This window comes from Pseudomonas palmensis (genome assembly GCF_017848315.1).
GTDB lineage: Bacteria > Pseudomonadota > Gammaproteobacteria > Pseudomonadales > Pseudomonadaceae > Aquipseudomonas > Aquipseudomonas palmensis.
The window spans coordinates 58,610-75,596 of sequence record NZ_JAFKEC010000012.1 but is presented as its reverse complement, the minus strand read 5'-3'; the positions used below and the strand labels follow the sequence as shown (position 1 = coordinate 75,596).

At 63.5% G+C, this 16,987-nt stretch carries 20 protein-coding genes; 19 read left to right on the top strand and 1 reads right to left on the bottom strand.

Going from position 1 to position 16,987, the window contains the following annotated elements; all coding sequences use genetic code 11:
- The first annotated feature begins 5 nt into the window (after nucleotides 1-5).
- The 6 genes from JZZ72_RS09830 to JZZ72_RS09805 all read left to right on the top strand — a co-directional run bounded on the left by JZZ72_RS09830 (nucleotide 6) and on the right by JZZ72_RS09805 (nucleotide 5,128).
- The gene (locus tag JZZ72_RS09830) at nucleotides 6-1,517 is read left to right on the top strand and encodes a ParB family protein (protein WP_210014375.1); all 1,512 of its coding nucleotides are present in this window, start codon (nucleotides 6-8) and stop codon (nucleotides 1,515-1,517) included.
- Between the two features lie 16 nt (nucleotides 1,518-1,533).
- Nucleotides 1,534-2,085 carry a DUF2857 domain-containing protein gene (locus JZZ72_RS09825; RefSeq protein WP_210014374.1) on the top strand — a complete coding sequence of 184 codons (552 nt, stop codon included), beginning with the start codon at nucleotides 1,534-1,536 and terminating at the stop codon, nucleotides 2,083-2,085.
- Nucleotides 2,079-3,296 carry an STY4528 family pathogenicity island replication protein gene (locus tag JZZ72_RS09820; RefSeq protein WP_210014373.1) on the top strand — a complete coding sequence of 406 codons (1,218 nt, stop codon included), beginning with the start codon at nucleotides 2,079-2,081 and terminating at the stop codon, nucleotides 3,294-3,296. Before JZZ72_RS09825 ends, JZZ72_RS09820 begins: the two co-directional genes overlap by 7 nt.
- A gap of 151 nt (nucleotides 3,297-3,447) precedes the next feature.
- Nucleotides 3,448-4,203: a PFL_4669 family integrating conjugative element protein gene (locus JZZ72_RS09815; RefSeq protein ID WP_210014372.1), complete on the top strand. Its 756-nt coding sequence runs from the start codon at nucleotides 3,448-3,450 to the stop codon at nucleotides 4,201-4,203.
- Nucleotides 4,200-4,694, top strand: coding sequence for a DUF3158 family protein (locus tag JZZ72_RS09810; protein ID WP_210014371.1), 495 nt, complete (start codon nucleotides 4,200-4,202; stop codon nucleotides 4,692-4,694). The genes JZZ72_RS09815 and JZZ72_RS09810 overlap by 4 nt, the downstream gene beginning before the upstream one ends.
- A gap of 5 nt (nucleotides 4,695-4,699) precedes the next feature.
- A complete protein-coding gene (locus tag JZZ72_RS09805) occupies nucleotides 4,700-5,128 on the top strand; it encodes a single-stranded DNA-binding protein (RefSeq protein WP_210014370.1) in 429 nt (142 codons plus the stop codon).
- 93 nt (nucleotides 5,129-5,221) lie between these two features.
- Here JZZ72_RS09805 and JZZ72_RS09800 read toward each other — a convergent pair whose 3' ends face one another.
- Nucleotides 5,222-5,449: a hypothetical protein gene (locus tag JZZ72_RS09800; RefSeq protein ID WP_210014369.1), complete on the bottom strand. Its 228-nt coding sequence runs from the start codon at nucleotides 5,447-5,449 to the stop codon at nucleotides 5,222-5,224.
- 141 nt (nucleotides 5,450-5,590) lie between these two features.
- Between JZZ72_RS09800 and JZZ72_RS09795 the strand changes: the two genes are divergently transcribed.
- The 13 genes from JZZ72_RS09795 to JZZ72_RS09735 all read left to right on the top strand — a co-directional run bounded on the left by JZZ72_RS09795 (nucleotide 5,591) and on the right by JZZ72_RS09735 (nucleotide 16,838).
- Complete coding sequence (locus JZZ72_RS09795; RefSeq protein ID WP_210014368.1) at nucleotides 5,591-5,935, top strand: helix-turn-helix domain-containing protein; 345 nt, start codon at nucleotides 5,591-5,593, stop codon at nucleotides 5,933-5,935.
- Between the two features lie 96 nt (nucleotides 5,936-6,031).
- On the top strand, nucleotides 6,032-7,999 hold the full coding sequence (locus JZZ72_RS09790; protein WP_210014367.1) for a DNA topoisomerase III: 1,968 nt from the start codon (nucleotides 6,032-6,034) through the stop codon (nucleotides 7,997-7,999).
- 741 nt (nucleotides 8,000-8,740) lie between these two features.
- Nucleotides 8,741-9,274, top strand: a complete 534-nt coding sequence (locus tag JZZ72_RS09785; RefSeq protein ID WP_210014366.1) for an STY4534 family ICE replication protein — start codon at nucleotides 8,741-8,743, stop codon at nucleotides 9,272-9,274.
- A gap of 67 nt (nucleotides 9,275-9,341) precedes the next feature.
- Nucleotides 9,342-9,599, top strand: coding sequence for a hypothetical protein (locus tag JZZ72_RS09780; protein WP_210014365.1), 258 nt, complete (start codon nucleotides 9,342-9,344; stop codon nucleotides 9,597-9,599).
- Between the two features lie 66 nt (nucleotides 9,600-9,665).
- The gene (locus tag JZZ72_RS09775) at nucleotides 9,666-10,160 is read left to right on the top strand and encodes a JAB domain-containing protein (RefSeq protein ID WP_014753671.1); all 495 of its coding nucleotides are present in this window, start codon (nucleotides 9,666-9,668) and stop codon (nucleotides 10,158-10,160) included.
- Between the two features lie 65 nt (nucleotides 10,161-10,225).
- Nucleotides 10,226-10,942: a DUF5983 family protein gene (locus JZZ72_RS09770; protein WP_210014364.1), complete on the top strand. Its 717-nt coding sequence runs from the start codon at nucleotides 10,226-10,228 to the stop codon at nucleotides 10,940-10,942.
- Between the two features lie 131 nt (nucleotides 10,943-11,073).
- The gene (gene pilL2 / locus JZZ72_RS09765) at nucleotides 11,074-11,589 is read left to right on the top strand and encodes a PFGI-1 class ICE element type IV pilus protein PilL2 (protein WP_210014363.1); all 516 of its coding nucleotides are present in this window, start codon (nucleotides 11,074-11,076) and stop codon (nucleotides 11,587-11,589) included.
- Complete coding sequence (locus JZZ72_RS09760; protein ID WP_210014362.1) at nucleotides 11,586-12,257, top strand: hypothetical protein; 672 nt, start codon at nucleotides 11,586-11,588, stop codon at nucleotides 12,255-12,257. The genes pilL2 and JZZ72_RS09760 overlap by 4 nt, the downstream gene beginning before the upstream one ends.
- A gap of 10 nt (nucleotides 12,258-12,267) precedes the next feature.
- Complete coding sequence (locus JZZ72_RS09755; RefSeq protein ID WP_210014361.1) at nucleotides 12,268-12,987, top strand: TIGR03759 family integrating conjugative element protein; 720 nt, start codon at nucleotides 12,268-12,270, stop codon at nucleotides 12,985-12,987.
- Nucleotides 12,969-13,523 carry a lysozyme family protein gene (locus tag JZZ72_RS09750; RefSeq protein WP_210014360.1) on the top strand — a complete coding sequence of 185 codons (555 nt, stop codon included), beginning with the start codon at nucleotides 12,969-12,971 and terminating at the stop codon, nucleotides 13,521-13,523. Before JZZ72_RS09755 ends, JZZ72_RS09750 begins: the two co-directional genes overlap by 19 nt.
- Complete coding sequence (locus tag JZZ72_RS09745) at nucleotides 13,520-13,939, top strand: integrating conjugative element protein (protein ID WP_210014359.1); 420 nt, start codon at nucleotides 13,520-13,522, stop codon at nucleotides 13,937-13,939. Before JZZ72_RS09750 ends, JZZ72_RS09745 begins: the two co-directional genes overlap by 4 nt.
- Nucleotides 13,940-13,948: 9 nt before the next feature.
- Complete coding sequence (gene traD, locus JZZ72_RS09740; RefSeq protein ID WP_210014358.1) at nucleotides 13,949-16,075, top strand: type IV conjugative transfer system coupling protein TraD; 2,127 nt, start codon at nucleotides 13,949-13,951, stop codon at nucleotides 16,073-16,075.
- Between the two features lie 34 nt (nucleotides 16,076-16,109).
- The gene (locus JZZ72_RS09735) at nucleotides 16,110-16,838 is read left to right on the top strand and encodes a TIGR03747 family integrating conjugative element membrane protein (RefSeq protein ID WP_182375168.1); all 729 of its coding nucleotides are present in this window, start codon (nucleotides 16,110-16,112) and stop codon (nucleotides 16,836-16,838) included.
- The last annotated feature ends 149 nt before the right edge of the window (nucleotides 16,839-16,987 follow it).

Genomic DNA, 16,987 nt, shown 5'->3' with positions numbered 1-16,987 from the left:
GAGTAATGAAGCCGCCGACCTCCGAAGACATCACGCGTCAACTGCAACAGGCGCACTTTCCGCAGAAACACGGTTGCGATCTAGCGGCGGCTCCCGTTGGGGATACGCCGATGGTGGTCAATCTCGAGCAATTGCGCCCCTACGAACTTAACCCGCGTGTAATCCGCAACCCACTGTATGACGACATCAAGGCTTCGATCCGCGAGCGCGGCCTGGATCAGCCACCCGCCATCACCCGCCGCCCCGATGAACCGCACTTCATCATCCGCAACGGCGGCAACACCCGTCTGAGCATCCTCGGCGAGCTGTGGCAGGAAACGCGCGAAGAGCGGTTCTTCCGTATCCATTGCCTGTTCCGCCCTTGGCAATCGGAAGCACATACCTTGCTCGGGCATCTGGCCGAGAGTGACCTGCACGGCCAGTTGACGTTTATCGAGCGGGCGCTGGCCGTGGCGAAGCTGCAGGACATGTTTCAGCCCAGCGACGCCCACCTCACCCAGCGCGAACTCGCGACGCGCTTGAGCGAGGGTGGCTATCCCATCTCGCAGTCACACATCAGCCGCATGTTCGACGCACTCGAGCACCTGCTACCCGTCATCCCGCAGGTGTTGTACGCGGGCCTGGGCAAAAACGCCATCGGGCGCCTCATCAGCTTGCGACGGCGGGCTGAGGCGATCTGGAACCGATACTTCGGCAGCCCCGAGCAGTTCCCGCTTCTGTGGTTTGAAGTTCTGTCAGCGTTCGACGGTGAAAAGCCCGAGCTGGACTCGAGTGAGCTGCAGGACGAATTGATTGCCAGGATGGCAGTGAGTCTGGAGCAGACGCCTCGTCTGTTGGCACTGGAGCTGCACCAGGGACAACGTCCCTCGCTACCCGCCCTGCCTGGCCAGTCCCCAGCGGCCTCACCAATACCTGTCCATGCGCCGGGAAGAAAGACCAAGGCGCCCAAGCTAGAGCCAGATCCGGAGCCAGCTGAGGCCCTCCAGCCACTGCAGGCACCACGCCTACACGATATACGCCAAGCGCTGGGTGACGAACCGTTGCCAGACAAGCCCCTGGAAGAGCTCGAGGATGCTCCTAGCCCGGTCGTCGCGTCACCATCATGCTCCGGGCCACTGGACGATATCAGCGACTTGCGCGCGATCTGCGCCGGCCTGGCTGCCGACCTTGCCGCTTACGCAGACGCCAGCGACATGGTTAGCCCACTCGTGGACGGTCTGGGCTTCACGCTTTCACCGGGACATGGCGAGCGACTCAGCTCGCGGCACACCGGTATTCAGCTGCTGCTCTCGGCCCTGCTGCGCCTTCAGGACGACGTGGCCTGGAAAGAACGTCAGCAGTTGCCGGCAGCACTGTTTGGTCAGCTGCTGATCGGCGTTTACGACCTTCCCTTCACCGACCGCCCAGCCCTGACGGTGGGCCTTGAACGCCTTCCTGATGCCCAGCTGGAGCAGCTGTTCACGCTGATCCGCCACGCCCGGCAGTTGATCGAACTGACGCTGTCGTCCACTCGATAACGTGAGGAGCCACCTCATGAGCACAACTTTCAATCTGTTGAACCATGCCATGTTGAACCAGGTGCTGCATGAGCTGCGCCATGGCAGGTTACAGCGCTGCAAGGCCCTGGGTCTGGCCGATGAAGACATCGAGGTGCTGCAGTCGCTGCCCCCGACCACCCTGTCTCACCTGGCGCACTCGTCGATCGCCTGGGTCGAAGTGAAGGTCGACCTCACCGTGTTGCGCCGCCTGATCGTTCAGGCCGAGCGCGATGAGCAGAACGAGCGGTTGATCAACCGGGCGCTCAAGTTGGGCGCGAGCTCAAACATCATGTACCGCTGCTTCGGCCTGGACCATTCGGAGACCGCGTTGCGCCGCCGCGTGCTGAAGATCGAGACGCACCGCGGTCGGCCGGTCCAGCTCAGTGAAGTGCAGGAGCATGCCGTGTGGAATCGCTGGAGCCAGCTGCGCACAGAGGATCCGGACAACGATCCGCTGGACACCATGATGATGCTGGCCGAGGAGCAACACATCAGCCTGACCCTGGTCTGGCAACAGGTCGAACTGTACGGAGGCACACCATGCTGAGCTTTTACGAGGTCGACTGGCAGGACGTGGTGCGTCAGTGCTACGACGCCCTTCGGCGCCGAAATGAGTGGTACGCGGCGAACGGCAAACTGGTTGTCCCCACCGAGGAGCCCGCGGTGCGGACGATCTACTACGGCGACAATAACCCGCTGCCGCAGACCTTGCTGCTGGATCGCCGCCTGACGCCACTGGAACGCAACACTTGGCAAGTGCTTCGCTGGCTGATCACCGAACGTCAGGTCAAGACGCCACGCTACCAGGACCTGCAGCCCTACCTGGCGACCAGTCCCTGCGGTACTCAGGCCTCTCGGGAAACCATCGCCCGCGCACTCAACGTTCTGCGCACCACGCGCTGGCTCAGCCTGGTGGAGCGCTCACGCGATGCTAGCGGCTGTCTGCGTGGTTGCGTCTATGTGCTGCACGGCGATCCGTTGACCGCAGCCGAACAGTTGGAGCTGGACAGCGGCTACGCGGCGTTGCTGCGACAGAACCTCTCCCATGCCACCAAAGGGGTCCGGGACGTGGCGCAGCATGTGATCGCCGAGATCCAGGCCGACCCCCAGGTGTCCCAGCTCGACAAGGACAGGCTCGGCTCGCTGCCGCTGGTCCAACAGCAAACACTGCCGCTGATGAACGATGAAACACAGACAGAGGATTCCGAACCTGGCGCACACCACCCCATTCGGAATTCTCCGGCTGGTGCAACCAATCCCGAACCCTGCGGCAATGCAGCGGATCTGGCTGTGATTCGGAATGCCGACGCTGGCCGTACAGTACAGAAAGAGCAAAGCAAAAAAAGTACGGTACTGGGGCAGGTGGAGTTTGGTCGAGCACGGTGGCCTGAGGATTTACCGCTGAACCCGAACGAGCGGCGTATGGCCTCCCAGGCGATGCGTCAGCTCGAGCCGGAACAGCAACAAGCGGTGATCAATGAAGCGGCGGTGCGCTGCGCCCGCGGTGAGATTCGAAAACCGGTCGCCTATCTGATGGGCTTGATCAAGCGCGCCTGCCAGGGCGAATTCACTCTGTGGGCCGCGCGTACCGAGCAAGAGAAATCCGCAAACCCTCCTTCACGCCCAGCGAAGCCTGTGCCGGAGGAACCACCCCGCGAGCGATCCAAGCGCAACGGCCAGCGCACCGCCTCGCCACTTGCCCTCTCCTGCTTGGAGGAACTGAAACAACGTTGCCGAGGGATCACTGCGGCGACATAGGGCTGGAGCTCGGTGGACATAATGCCGATGCCATAGATTCCAACAACGTCCACCCTTCTGGAAATGTGACCGCACCATCTTCGCGATGATTCGCGTCCCCGGCCAGGGTTAGGCCCATCGTCGGCGTCATTCCGACGGCGAGGTACTGGCGATGGTCGATCACTACCAACTCAACCTGGGCTCCCTGCGCAGCAGCATCACCCTGACTCTGCACACCCACCATGCGGCACGGCTGTGGCAGGGGCGCAGCGGTCGCGACGGGGTACATCCGATCCTGGGTATGCCCGGTTACATCAGCGTCACCAACCTGCTCAAACACGCCAGCAGCCAAGGTGATCCCTATGCGGACTGGTTCATGCTGCAACTGGAGGAAAAGCTGCTGCAGGCCAGGTTGGACATGGCCACGCTGACGCAGCAAATGAGCCGCGTAGAACGAGCCCTGCCAACGCAAGTCGATGTCGGTGACAACCTCAATATCCACCCCGTCACCCTGCCGCTGTTCATCGGCAGCCAGCTGGGCTTTCTCGCGATCTACCTGCTCACCGACTACGACACCCTGGTCCGGCGGGTACTGCTTGCCCACCACACGGCGCTGATCGGCCGGGGCGACATGGAGTCGTGGATCGATGGCGGGGCGCATCTGCTGCGCAGCCTATTTGGCCTGGCGCAGCGCTACCGACTGGCCGGGGTGAGCCGCGACGACATGGCCGCCAACAACGCCCGTGCCCGCGAAGCCATCGACAAGTTCGGCACCCTGCCGCAGGACATTCTCGAAGGGACGCGCCGCTCTCAGTTTGCCCCGCCGATTGCCCGCAGCAACGCGCCCTCCGAGATCGAAGGCCCGAATCCGCCGGAAGCCGAGGAGCTGCCTACAGCGGACACCGCGAACGACGGAGGTGAGACATGACCCTGGCCGAAGCCATTGCCCGGCGTTTGTCAGCGGATGCCTATCGCGAGTTCGCACAGGGTGCCTCCCTAAAAGGCCTTTTAAAGCCTTTTAAGGGTAAGGGGGAACTGCAGCAGTTCGCCGAGACGATCCTGCGCCTGCGCACCCAGGTCGCCGAGTTGATGGCGGTGATGCTGGCGATCATGGCCCAGCCACCCTTCTCGTTGCTGGACCTGCGACTGGTCGTCCAGCACAGCGCGACGGGCACTGATTTCCTGCGCTGGCGCAGTCCGGACTTCCAGCGCATGGGCGTGCAGGTGTGGCAGGAGGCGGTGGTTCAGCCACGTCTGCACCCTGAGCTGCGGCAAGCGTTGTATCAGCTGGAGACCAACCGCGTGGTGCTGAACCTGCAGATGAGCAGCCTGCAGTCGCTGTATCGCCAGGCTATCGGCGGTGTCAGCAAGCTTGAGGCCGCCAAGCTCGCCCTAACCCGTTCCCCCACCGAGGAGTAACCCGCATGAGTACTTTGTTTGTTGGTGAAGGCAACATCGGCAGCGTGCCGGAGTATCAGGAGTTCAATACCAATCCAGATGAGCCGCGGCGCCTGCTGCGGCTGAATGTCTATTTCGACAACCCCGTACCGCGCGAAGGCGGCTACGAGGATCGCGGCGGCTATTGGGCGCCCGTAGAGCTCTGGAACCGCGACGCCGAACACTGGGCCACGCTCTACCAGAAAGGCATGCGCGTCCTGGTTGAAGGGCGCACGGTCAAGGAGGAATGGGAGGATAGCGAGGACAACGCACGCGTGACGTTCAAGGTGGAGGCGCGGCGCATCGGTATTCTGCCGCACCGCCTGACCTCGGTGACCATGCGTGAGAAAGCCAGCGACAATGCCAGCACTTCGCGCAAGGGGGGAGGCAAGAAAGCGCCACGCAAGTCAGGGTAAGTGCGTGGTACTCAGTGGAATCGCCGCCCGCAGCGCGATATCACTGGAACCATACAGGCAGCTCAGCGGGCAATGCTGGCTGTTGCCGTTGGTTCACTCTCGCCGGACGCTCTTGCGCCGCTCATGTTCGAGCATTAGCTTCACTTCCGCCAAGTACTGGTCCAGGGCAAGGAATGCCCGCCAGTGCAGTGGACTCTCCTGAACCCAGGCAATCAACCGGGCGCGAGCCTCTTCCTTGTCCGGCTCCAGATGGGTGGCCATGAACAGCTCATAGGCCTTGATTGCTAATGCATCTGCCTCACTCTGGTGGGATCCGTGCAAGTTTGTTGTCTCCGTGGTGACGGTCGAGTCATCCAGCTTTTTTCGGTAATACGCCCCATAGGGTTGTTAGTCAACCTTCTGAGTTGTTCATATATTTGGGTTGCTGTTCGACCATATAAGTCGAATTGGAGAGCGCCCCCATTGCCCGTGAAAGAGCCTAGCCCACATCACATTGGTCGCCAGTTGGCGGCTTACCGTAGTGCCTGCCGCCTCACTCAGGCGAAGGTGGGTGAGTACCTGAAGATTTCCGGGGAAGCCGTATCGCGCCTCGAACGAGGCGAGGTTGAGCTTTCCGTAAGCAAGTTGCTGAAATTGGCCGACCTGTATGGCTGCCCTGCCGATGAGTTGCTGCTGGCCATCAGCCCTCGCCCGCAGGATCAGGGCCAACAGATCACGTCGATCATCAAGGAGCTGGGTGAAGCGGATAAGCAGTTCGCCCTGGAGTTTCTGCAAACGCTGGCGAACCACCTCGCGCAACGCAAGTAACGCATGCCCGCCGATATGAGCTGGGCACCTTCGGATTTACCCTGGCGCTTCGCACCCACACCCCCACCCTGTCGGTACCCACCGAGAGGCACGTGTATGCGCCTGTTCATCTGCGAGAAACCTTCCCAAGCCCGCGACATCGCCCGGGTGCTGCAGGCCAGCAATCGCGGTGATGGCTGCCTGAAGGGTCAGAACGTCACCGTCACCTGGTGCGTCGGGCATCTGCTGGAGACCGCTCCGCCCGAAGCCTATGGGGATTACAAACGCTGGTCGCTGGACGACCTACCCATCATTCCCAGCCACTGGCAATTGGTGGCCAAGCCCAAGGTCGCTGGCCAGCTCAAGGTGATCAGCCAACTGCTGCGCACCTGCAGCGAAGTGATCATCGCCACCGACGCCGACCGCGAGGGCGAGATGATTGCCAGGGAAATTCTCGAGCGCTGCCAGTACCAGGGGCCGATTCTGCGCCTGTGGCTGTCCGCACTGGATGAGGCATCGATACGCCGGGCCTTGGGCACCTTGCGTCCAGGGGAAGAGACCTTGCCGCTCTATCACTGTGCGCTGGCCCGCTCCCGTGCAGACTGGCTGGTGGGCATCAACCTGAGCCGGCTGTTCACCCTACTCGGCCGCCGCGCTGGTTTCGATGGCCTGCTGCCAGTGGGCCGTGTACAGACGCCCACCCTGCGCCTGGTGGTCGAGCGTGACCGAGCGATCGCCAGCTTTGTGCCGCGACCTTTCTGGACCGTCGATGCGCACCTGGAGCAGGACGGCATCCGTTTTCACGCGCGCTGGCAGCCCACCGCCGCGGTCAGCGATGCGGTTGGACGCTGTATCGACGAAACCGCCGCGCAGCAGGCGCTCAGGCGCCTCACTCAAGCTGGCAGCGCACAGATCGACAGCGTCGAGGTCGAGCGCGTGCGCGAAGGCCCGCCGCTGCCGTTCGACCTGGGCACGTTGCAAGAGATCTGCTCGGCCAAGCTCGGACTGGGTGCACAGGAGACCCTGGCCACTGCCCAGGCCCTGTATGAAACCCACAAGGTGACGACCTACCCGAGAAGCGACTGCGGCTACTTGCCGGAGAGCATGCTCGATGAGGTGCCGCGCGTCCTTCACGCCTTGGCCGCCGCCGCACCATCGCTGGGGGAAATCCTCAAGGAGGTCGACCCCAGCCGCCGCTCCCGTGCCTGGAACAGCAGCAAGATCACCGCGCACCACGGCATAATTCCCACCGCCGTCACGCTGGATTTGGCGCAGCTCTCCGAGCGCGAGCGGGCGGTTTACACGCTGATTCGCGCCCGCTACCTCGCGCAGTTCATGCCCGAGCATCAGTACTTGAAAACCCAGGCGCTGCTGCACAGCCAGGCAGATCACCTGGTGGCGCGCGGCAAGCAGATCCTGGTCCGCGGCTGGAAGGCGGTGATCAACGAGGCCGACGGTAACGAGCCGGCTGAACAGGCGCAGCAGCTGCCGACGTTGCGTGAATCCGCGACGGTGGCGCTGATCGACGCCACGCTCAACGCACAGCGCACACAACCACCCAAGGCCTATACCGAAGGCACCTTGGTCAAAGCAATGAAAACCATCGCCAACCAGGTAGCCGAGCCGCGGCTCAAGCAGAAGCTCAAGGACAGCTGCGGACTCGGTACTGAGGCTACCCGCGCGGCAATCATCCAGGGTTTGATCGACCACGGTTACCTGACCAAGAAGAAACGCAGCCTGGCCGCCTCAGCCGCCGCGCATACCTTAATCGAAGCGGTGCCGCCAGAAGTAGCCGACCCGGTCATGACCGCGCTGTGGGAGCAGGCGCTGGACCGCATCGAATCGGGCCAGCTGAGCGTCGAGACCTTTCTCGCCAAACAGGCAGAGTGGCTGACTCGACTGGTGCGCAGTAACGCCACGCTCACCCTGCGGCCGCCCCCCAGCAAAGGGCCGTTATGTCCGGTTTGCCGCAGCGCCATGCGCCAGCGCAAAGGTCGCACCGGCACCTTCTGGTCGTGCATCCGCTACCCCGAGTGCAAGGGCACCAAACCGGTGGCAAAAACCAAGCGGGCGAAAAACGCATGACTTGACGGCACACCGCAGCGCTGGTGTAGTGATCCGGCCCCTCGCCGCTTGGCGACCAAGACCGATTCGCTCCGGGTAGCTCGGTCAGACTCCTAGAGTTCGGAGCCACACTTCAGCGCATCCGCGGATGACTTCTCAGCGTTCCGAGTCTCCCAGGTGGATGACCCGTGCGGCTTGTACCAGGCCATAGGGGTCATCCGCTTCGGCGACGATGCTCAGCTCCGGTGCCCGCCGGCGAAACACTGGGCACCTTTTGTGCGCGGATGCGTGCCAGTTTATTCCGACCCAGGCCACGACAAGGGTCGGTTGATCCAGGTGGATCGGTAGTGGAGCTCTGCGACGGACTCCGGTGCCACATCGCCGGGTCAAGGGTGGTCCAACTCCTCCTAGCCTGATGACCGTCGGGCTATTTTTTCGCCGCCGAGATTCCACCGAAAGCCACCCGATTCCGCCCGCCAAGACCGCCTGAAAAACACGGTTGACGGGCCTTTCGGGGCGTTCTATAGGTGAGCTGCACACCGCTGTCGTTGACAGCACCCAGGTAGCCAGGACCTTCAAGGCTACGCCCGTTTCGGGTGGTTCTCCCCCAAAGTGCGACTCGCGCTCGGCAGCTCGCACGGTCACCGTCCCATCGGTGATGAGCGCCTTCTCGACCGATCATGTGTTTGCACCTCCCCTTGCGGAACTCACCAGCCGCCAGGGCCGGTGGATGTCCGCGTTCTGCTGAACAGGAGCTCCATCATGACTACTGCAAGCAATAACGCCCCCACCACCTACTTCAACCTGCACACCCAAGGCATCGGTTACCTCAACCGTGTTCGCGAAGTCCCGGCTCGCCGCGGCCAAGCGTTCATGGCCTGTGACATCGCTGCCTTGCACGGTGCCTCGGACGACGTCGAGTACACCCGCTTCGACTGCAAGGTCGCCAGCGGTGAAGCCGACCGGCTGATCCGTGAACACCTGGAAGACGTCCGCGCGGAACGCAAGGTCCTTATCGCATTTCGCATCGGTGACCTCTGGGTCGATCCGTTCATGTACGAGAAAGGCGAACGCAAGGGGCAACCCGGCGCCAGCCTCAAAGGCCGACTGATCTTCATCGAGTGGATCAAGGTCGACGGTCAGTTCAGCTACCGTGCGCCGGCTCGGACCGACACTGCTGCAGCGCCTGAGGCTGCTGAATCAGCAGAGTCTGAACAAGCGGACGGTGGCGCTGACCAAGGCCAGCCAATCCCACCCGCTGCACGTAAATCGACCGCCGCACGTCAGTCTGCTTGAGGCAGGTTGGCCGCCCGCAGCAGGCGCTCTCATGAGCGCCTGTTGTTCCTTTATGTCGGAGGTCGCCATGGAAAGCTTCTGGCTCTGCGAAGACTGCCTGCAGGCAGTCGCCTACGACGACTTCAGCGGGCTGTCGCTGTACTACAGCGAGGCTGAAGTCGAACACCGCATCGCTCACATGCGCGCCCAACTGCAAGCCCTGCTACCGCTGAGTGCCGACTTCGACCCGCAGACTAGCGCCGGTATCGAGGCCTTCTCCATGCAACCGTGCGAGGGCTGCCTAAGCCCGCTGCACGGCACTCGACATCGCTTCACGCGCCTTTGATCACGCACTTAAACCAGCCTGGGGCACTCCCCCAGGGGGCGCTCCATCTGCCACGAGGAATTGCCCATGAACACCGCCTTGAACCTGGTTGACCCGCTCGATTCGGTACTGGCCCAACGCGCCCGTGAGGATGCGCTGATCACCGAGGCCCTGCAGCTGCTGGACCAACGTCACTTCCAGCGCGGGGAGGTGCTGATAACCCCCGCCGATGCCGCAGCCTACTTGAAACTGCAACTCGCCCCTTACCACCACGAGGTGTTTGCCTTGCTCTGCCTCGACTCGCGCCACCGTGTGTTGAGCTTCGACATCCTCTTCACCGGCAGCATTGACGGTGCCTCCGTGTATCCACGCCAAGTGGTCATCAAGGCACTCGAACACAATGCCGCCGCCGTGATCTTCAGCCACAACCACCCCTCCGGCTGCTCGGAACCGAGCGGCGCTGATCGGGTACTCACCACCCGCCTGACCGAGGCTTTGGCCTTGGTCGAGGTATGCGTCCTGGACCATATCATCGTCGGCGAAGGCACTCCGCTTTCGTTGGCCGAGTACGGCTGGATGTGACAGCCCACTTTGCCCATGAGGTCACCGCCCGTTCGGGGTGGCCTCGGCGCTTTCGGAGAATCACCATGCACCCTTCCCTGCCCAATCCGTTTCTTCGCGGTTTCCAAGACTTGCGCTACGAGCGTGTCCTGCAGATCAGCTATGCTGACGATTGCCCGCCGTGCTACCGCGCGCTGCACCCGGCTCAGAACGAGCTGCCCGATGAGGCCATCAGCCTGCAGCCGTGTCTGTTTGATGACGACGTCGCGGTGGTCACCGACGGCGAGTGCGTACCCGAGTTTGTTCGCATGCGCTGCCCGGCCGACGGCCTGGTGAACACGGTGCTCTACCAGATCCTGGGCAATCAGCTCGGACGCTCGATGCATATCGGCGACCTCGGCAACGTGGAAGCTGCGCGCAACCTGATCGATCAACTGTCCTTTGCCACCGGACACTACAGCCGCAGTTGGGAGATCAGCAGCGCGCACCTGCCCGCAGACGAGTTCGAGTTCCTGCAGGTGTGCACCTGGTGCAATTCGCCAGCGGGTTTCTTCGAGTGCTTCGAGCTCAACAGCAACCATGCCGTGGGGTGCAAGCTGTACTCGACACCCTGGGTAGCGGCACATGAAGCCAGCAGGTTCGGCTGGAGCGCCAGCGAAGTCTGTGCGCACATGCGCGATAACCATGTCCCGCCGGTGCTGCTCCAGCTGCTGATGCTGGCAGGCCAGGCAGACACCCGCCTGCTGATCTTTGACCCTGACGCCGCACCACTGGCTGAGCTACCGCTCTACACCGAAGACTGATCAAGGCGCCCTCCCGGGCGCCTTTTTTCGTGGTGGCCGACTGAAAAGCTGGCTGGCCAGATTCGGTTTTCCAGTGGGGCCTCGACTCACACCTTCGCCATCGTATCGGCAACATTTGTCGAGACACGGTCATGCACACACCCACACTCGCCACCCTCGGACTGATGATCGCCCTGGCGGGCTGCAGCACGCCTCCACCGCCTTCGGCACCGGCCCCCCCAGCACCACCCGCGTTGCCGAGAGAATCGCCAGAGCCGAAAACCCAGCTTCCGGCCTGGGTTCGCCAGGACCGCTACACCCTCGTCACGACGCGACCGACGCTGGAGCAGCGCCAACCGCTGTATCAACTGGTCAACGTTCAGATCGCGCCATCCTTGCACGCCACCGTCGGTGAAGCCCTGCGTCACGTGCTGCAACGCTCGGGCTACGCGCTATGCGCCGATAGCCCTGGGGTGGATCGCTTGTTCCGTCGCCCTCTGCCCGCGGTGCAGCACCAGCTCGGACCGGTCTCGCTGCTGGACGCCCTGACCATCATCGGCGGCCCGGCCTGGCGACTCGACATCGATCCAGTTGATCGGACCATATGCTATGCCCTGCGCGTGCCGCCGCCCGCTCCACCCTTCTCGACCCTGGAGCTCACGCCATGAAGGTCCTTCATTTTCAGGCCCTGGTGGTCGGTGCCCTCTGCCTGGGCGCCGCCGTGCTCGCCGCCGAAACGTACAACCATCATCAGCAACTGGCCGAGCTTCAGGCTGCGGCCCGCAACGCCCCGGCCGACCCAGAGCCCGCCCTGCGCCGCGATATCGATGCGTTGGCCGAACGGCTCACAACGCTGCAGCCGCAAGTCGTGGCGTTGGCCGACGCACAAGATCGACACACTGCGGCGCAGGCAGCCCTCGGCCAGCAGCAGGATGAGCTGACCGCCTCGCTCAAGACGCTCCAGGCAGCACCGCCAGGGCCTAGCAGCAACGATCTGAGCACACTGGAGCAACGACTAGCCACGGCAGAGGCCACGCTCGAGAAACTGTCGGCCCGCCCTTCTGTGCCTGCGACCGCCAGCACGCAGCCAAAGGCCTCCATCAGTGAAAAAGCTAAGCCCAAGCCTCTGGACCCGCCCTTCACCCTGCTGGGTACCGAGACCCGAGGTGACATCAGGTTCGTGACAGCCCTGCCCGCAGGTGCTCATTCGCTGACGACCGCGCACTTGCTACAGCCTGGCGACAGCTTGAACAGCTGGCAGCTGCGCGCGATCCGCGCGGACCAGGTGGTGTTCCATGTCCCGGGGCATGGCGACCACACACTGCCCCTGCCGTGACGAGGTGCGTATGGCTCGTTTTTCCATCTTCTCGCTCATCCTGCTCCCCAGCTGCCTATTCGCAGGCGTGGCGTGGAGCGCGCCGAAGCTGGTCGACTCGGCCCCGCAGTTCAGCGAACAAAAGCCGCTGGATCGGCAGGCATCCGATGCGGCTCGGGCAAAGGCCTGGGGACTGTCTGATGAAGAATGGGCCAAGTTCGAGCGTCTGCAGGCTGGGCCCCGCCACTACTGGTCGCCGCAGCTCGACCCGCTCAGCACTCTCGGGGTGGAAGCCGACTCGGACCAGGAACGGCAGCGCTACGCCGAGCTGCAGGTCCGTCTCGAAGCCAAACGCGCTGAGCGTGAACTGGCCTACCAGAAGGCCTACACCGCCGCCTGGGCTCGACTGTTCCCGGGCATGCTGCCCGTGCAGGGCATGGCCGACGATCCAGCGGCTACCCCTGCCGGCCGCTTTGCCCTGTTTGTGGAAGAACGCTGCCCGCCCTGCGTCTCCAACACCCAGCAGTGGCTGCGTGTCGGCGCACACCTCGATGTGTACTTGATCGGCAGCCAGGGTGACGACGGGCGTCTGCGCCAATGGGCGCGGAGCGCTGGGATTACCCCCGCCCAGGTCAGCAGTGGCCAGGTCACCCTCAACCATGACCGCGGCCGCTGGTTCGCCCTGGGCGCCAGCCGCCCCTTACCGGCGCGCTACCAGCAGGTGGACGGGAAATGGCAGCGCATCGACTGATCCTCGCGCTGGCCTTGACCTGCGCCACGGCCGTTCACGCCGACGCGCTACCGCCGCCGGCGTATCAACTGGCTGCCGCGCGTGCCGGGATCCCCGCCTCCGTGCTATTCGCCATCGCCCTGCAGGAGAGCGGTACGCCACTGCGGGGTCACCTCATGCCCTGGCCCTGGACCCTGAATGTCGCGGGCACACCGCAGCGTTTCGCCCGCCGTGATGAGGCGTGTGCCGCACTCAAACAGGCGCTGATCCGCCACGATCCCAAGCGCATCGATGTCGGGCTGGGCCAGACCAACCTCGGCTACCACCCGGATCGCTACCGCAGCGCCTGCGAGGCTCTCGATCCTCGCGCCAACCTGGCCGTGACTGCCGAGCTGCTGCGCGCCCACTATGCCGACAGCGGTGACTGGGTCGTGGCGGCGGGCCGCTATCACCGCCCTGCCGGCGGTAAACCCGCAGCGCAGTACCGCCGACAGTTCAGCCAGCACTGGCAGCGTGTCCAGGCGGTCGCGGCATCCCCGAGAGGGCCGCAGCCATGAACCATCGGTGCTGGGTAACGCTGTTTATCTGCCTGTGGTGGACGGTTGCCGCGCTCGCGGCCCCCAGCCAACTGCCCGATCCCCGCGCGCTGACCTGGGCCCTGCCTGTACACAGTACACGCCTTTCACCCGGTGCCGTCTCGCCAAGGACATTGAAGCTGCCAGGATTCACGCCGCTGTTCCTGGTCGGGCACGACGCCGCCTCTCTGCAATGGTTGGCCCAGCATGCGCAGAGGCTGCAGGACATGGGCGCCAGCGGTCTGGCGGTTGAAGTGGCCGACGCCCAGGCGTTGCGCCGCATCCAGGCGGCAGCCCCGGGGCTGGACATTTGGCCGGTGAGTGGTGACGACATCGCCGAACGCCTGGAACTTCAGCACTACCCGGTGCTGATCACGCCCACCGGCCTGGAACAGTGAGGGCTCATCATGAGCGAGCATGCGATGGAGTCCCTGCTGCGCCCTGCGGTGGAGCTGTACACCGTGGGCATCTGCGCCGGTGCCGGCGCCCTGTGCCTGCACTCGCCCTGGGCGGTAGCCCTGTCACCCGAGGTCGGGGCCGGCATGGCACTGGCCTATACCGCGTTCGGCCTGAAGCGGCTCAATGAGGCGCGGATCGTCCTGCGCTATCGGCGCAATATCCGCCGCCTGCCACGCTATTCGCTGACCAGTCGCCAGATTCCGGTGAGTGGCAAGCGCTTGTTCATGGGCCGCGGCTTTCGCTGGACCCGCCTGCACACCCAGCGTCTGCTCGAGGCCCAGGACCCGGCGCTGGCCCACTACGTCAATCAATCGGCTGCCCACCAGTGGGCGCGCCGGATGGAACACTTGCTGGAGAAGGCCCCGCCTGGGCTGTCACTGCTGCCCCGCCTGACCGCCTGGGACAGCCCATTCAACCCGGTGCGGCCGCTGCCGCCAGTGGGTGGCTCACCTCTGCTGCATGGCGTCGAGCCGAAGGAACAGGAAGCCAGCTTGCCGCTGGGAGAGCGAGTCGGGCATACCCTGGTGCTGGGCACCACGCGGGTCGGCAAGACACGCCTGGCCGAGGTGTACATCACCCAGGACATCCACCGCCCTACTCAGGAAGTGGTGATTGTCTTCGATCCCAAAGGCGATGCCGATCTGCTCAAGCGCATGTGCGTGGAAGCGCGGCGCGCCGGCCGCGAGCATGAGTTCTATGTGTTCCACCTGGGCTGGCCGGAGATTTCCGCCCGCTACAACGCCATCGGCCGCTTCGGCCGCATCTCCGAAGTCGCCACCCGCATCGCTGGCCAGTTGAGCGGTGAAGGCAACTCGGCGGCGTTTCGCGAGTTCGCCTGGCGCTTCGTCAATATCATCGCCCGGGCGCTGATCGAGCTCGGCCGGCGCCCCGACTACCTGCAGATCCAGCGGCACGTGGTGAACATCGATGCGCTGTTTATCGAGTACGCCCAGCACTTCTTCGCCCGCGATGATCCGCAGGCCTGGGAAGCAATCGTGCAGATCGAAGGTCGCCTAAACGAAAAGAACATCCCGCGGCACATGATCGGCCGAGAAAAGCGCGTGGTCGCCATCGAGCAGTACCTGACCGCCAAGCGCATCTTCGATCCGGTGATGGACGGCCTGCGCTCGGCCGTGCGCTACGACCGCACCTACTTCGACAAGATCGTGGCTTCACTGCTGCCACTCCTGGAAAAACTCACCAGCGGCAAGACCGCACAACTGCTCGCCCCCAACTACACCGACCTCGACGATCCACGGCCGATCTTCGACTGGCTGCAGGTCATCCGCAAACGCGGCATCGTCTACGTCGGCCTGGATGCGCTGTCCGATGCCGAGGTGGCCGCTGCCGTCGGCAACTCGATGTTTGCCGACCTGGTCTCCGTCGCGGGCCATATCTACAAACACGGTATCGACCATGGTCTACCAGGCTCCTCCAGCGCCGCGGACAAGGTGCCGATCAACCTGCACGCCGATGAGTTCAACGAGCTGATGGGCGACGAGTTCATTCCGCTGATCAACAAGGGTGGTGGAGCCGGTATCCAGGTCACCGCCTATACCCAGACCTTGAGCGACATCGAGGCGCGGATCGGCAACCGGGCCAAGGCCGGTCAGGTCATCGGCAACTTCAACACCCTGCAGATGCTGCGGGTACGGGAGACCGCCACCGCCGAACTGCTGACCAACCAGTTGCCCAAGGTCAACGTGCAGACACGCACCCTGGTCTCCGGCGCGACGGACACCGCCGATCCTGATGCCCGTACTGACTTCACCTCCTCCTCGCAAGACCGGGTCACCACCACCGCCGTGCCACTGATCGAACCCGCACACATCATCGCCTTGCCCAAGGGGCAGATGTTCTCGTTCCAGGAAGGTGGGCAACTGTGGAAAGTACGCATGCCGCTACCGAAGCCGGCTAGCGACGATGCGATGCCGGCGGATCTCCAGACCCTGGCTGCGCGCATGCGCGAGTCCTACAACGTCAATGCGGGGAGTTGGTGGAGCAGCGCTGGCGGTGCACCGACGATCGATTTCGATCCCGAGATGCCTCCTCCCGGGCGCAGACACACCCCGTAAGCGCGCCGTCAGCAACCGAGTATGCGGAGCCCGTATGCCTACCACCCCAGCCAGCTCACCTCCTCCACAGCGAAGTCCGGGGCTCATTATCGGCATGCTCGAGCTGTGTCTGCGACTGCTCGGCCTGCTGTTCGCTTCGCTGATCTTCTCCATCGTGCTGGAGTTTGTGGGCATGCTGTGGTTCTGGCCCGAGCAGGGCTGGCATCACAGCCATGCCATGTGGCTGAGCGAGCTGGGCTGGCTCAGTGGCCACTTCAAGAGTTCGCTGCTCGTGCAAGAGCCGGCGCAAGCGGCCGCCAAGGTACTCGAACACCTGAACGACTGGGTCGTAGTGCGCACCGGATGGGCGCATTCCGATACCCAGCTGAGATTGCTCAGCCGAGAACCTTCAAAGCAGGGGGAGTTCGCGCAGGTCTACGTTTTGACGCAGGACTACCTACTAGCGGCCCTGTTCACTACTTTCACCTTCGTGGTGCGACTGGCCGTACTCACACTATCTATGCCTCTGTTCCTGCTCGCGGTGATCACCGGCGCGATCGATGGTTTGATGCGTCGCGACCTGCGCAAGTTTGGAGCGGGCCGGGAGAGCAGCTTTGTCTACCATCGAGCGAAGCGGTTGTTGCTGCCGCTGATGGTAAGCCCTTGGGTGATCTACCTCACCCTGCCCTTATCGGTGAATCCCATTTGGGTCCTACTGCCATGCGCTGCAGTGCTTGGATGGATGGTGGCAATTACGGCTGCGACTTTCAAAAAATACCTTTGACCGTCCGCTATCGACCCATTGCGGCCATTCGCGGAGGCCAATAAACGGCCCATTGCACCCCTTCGACCCTATCGCTCGATAGGTGATCATGGCGCACTTCGATACAGATATGGCCTAGTTCGAAGCTACCATCTTGGCCCTGTGGGGCT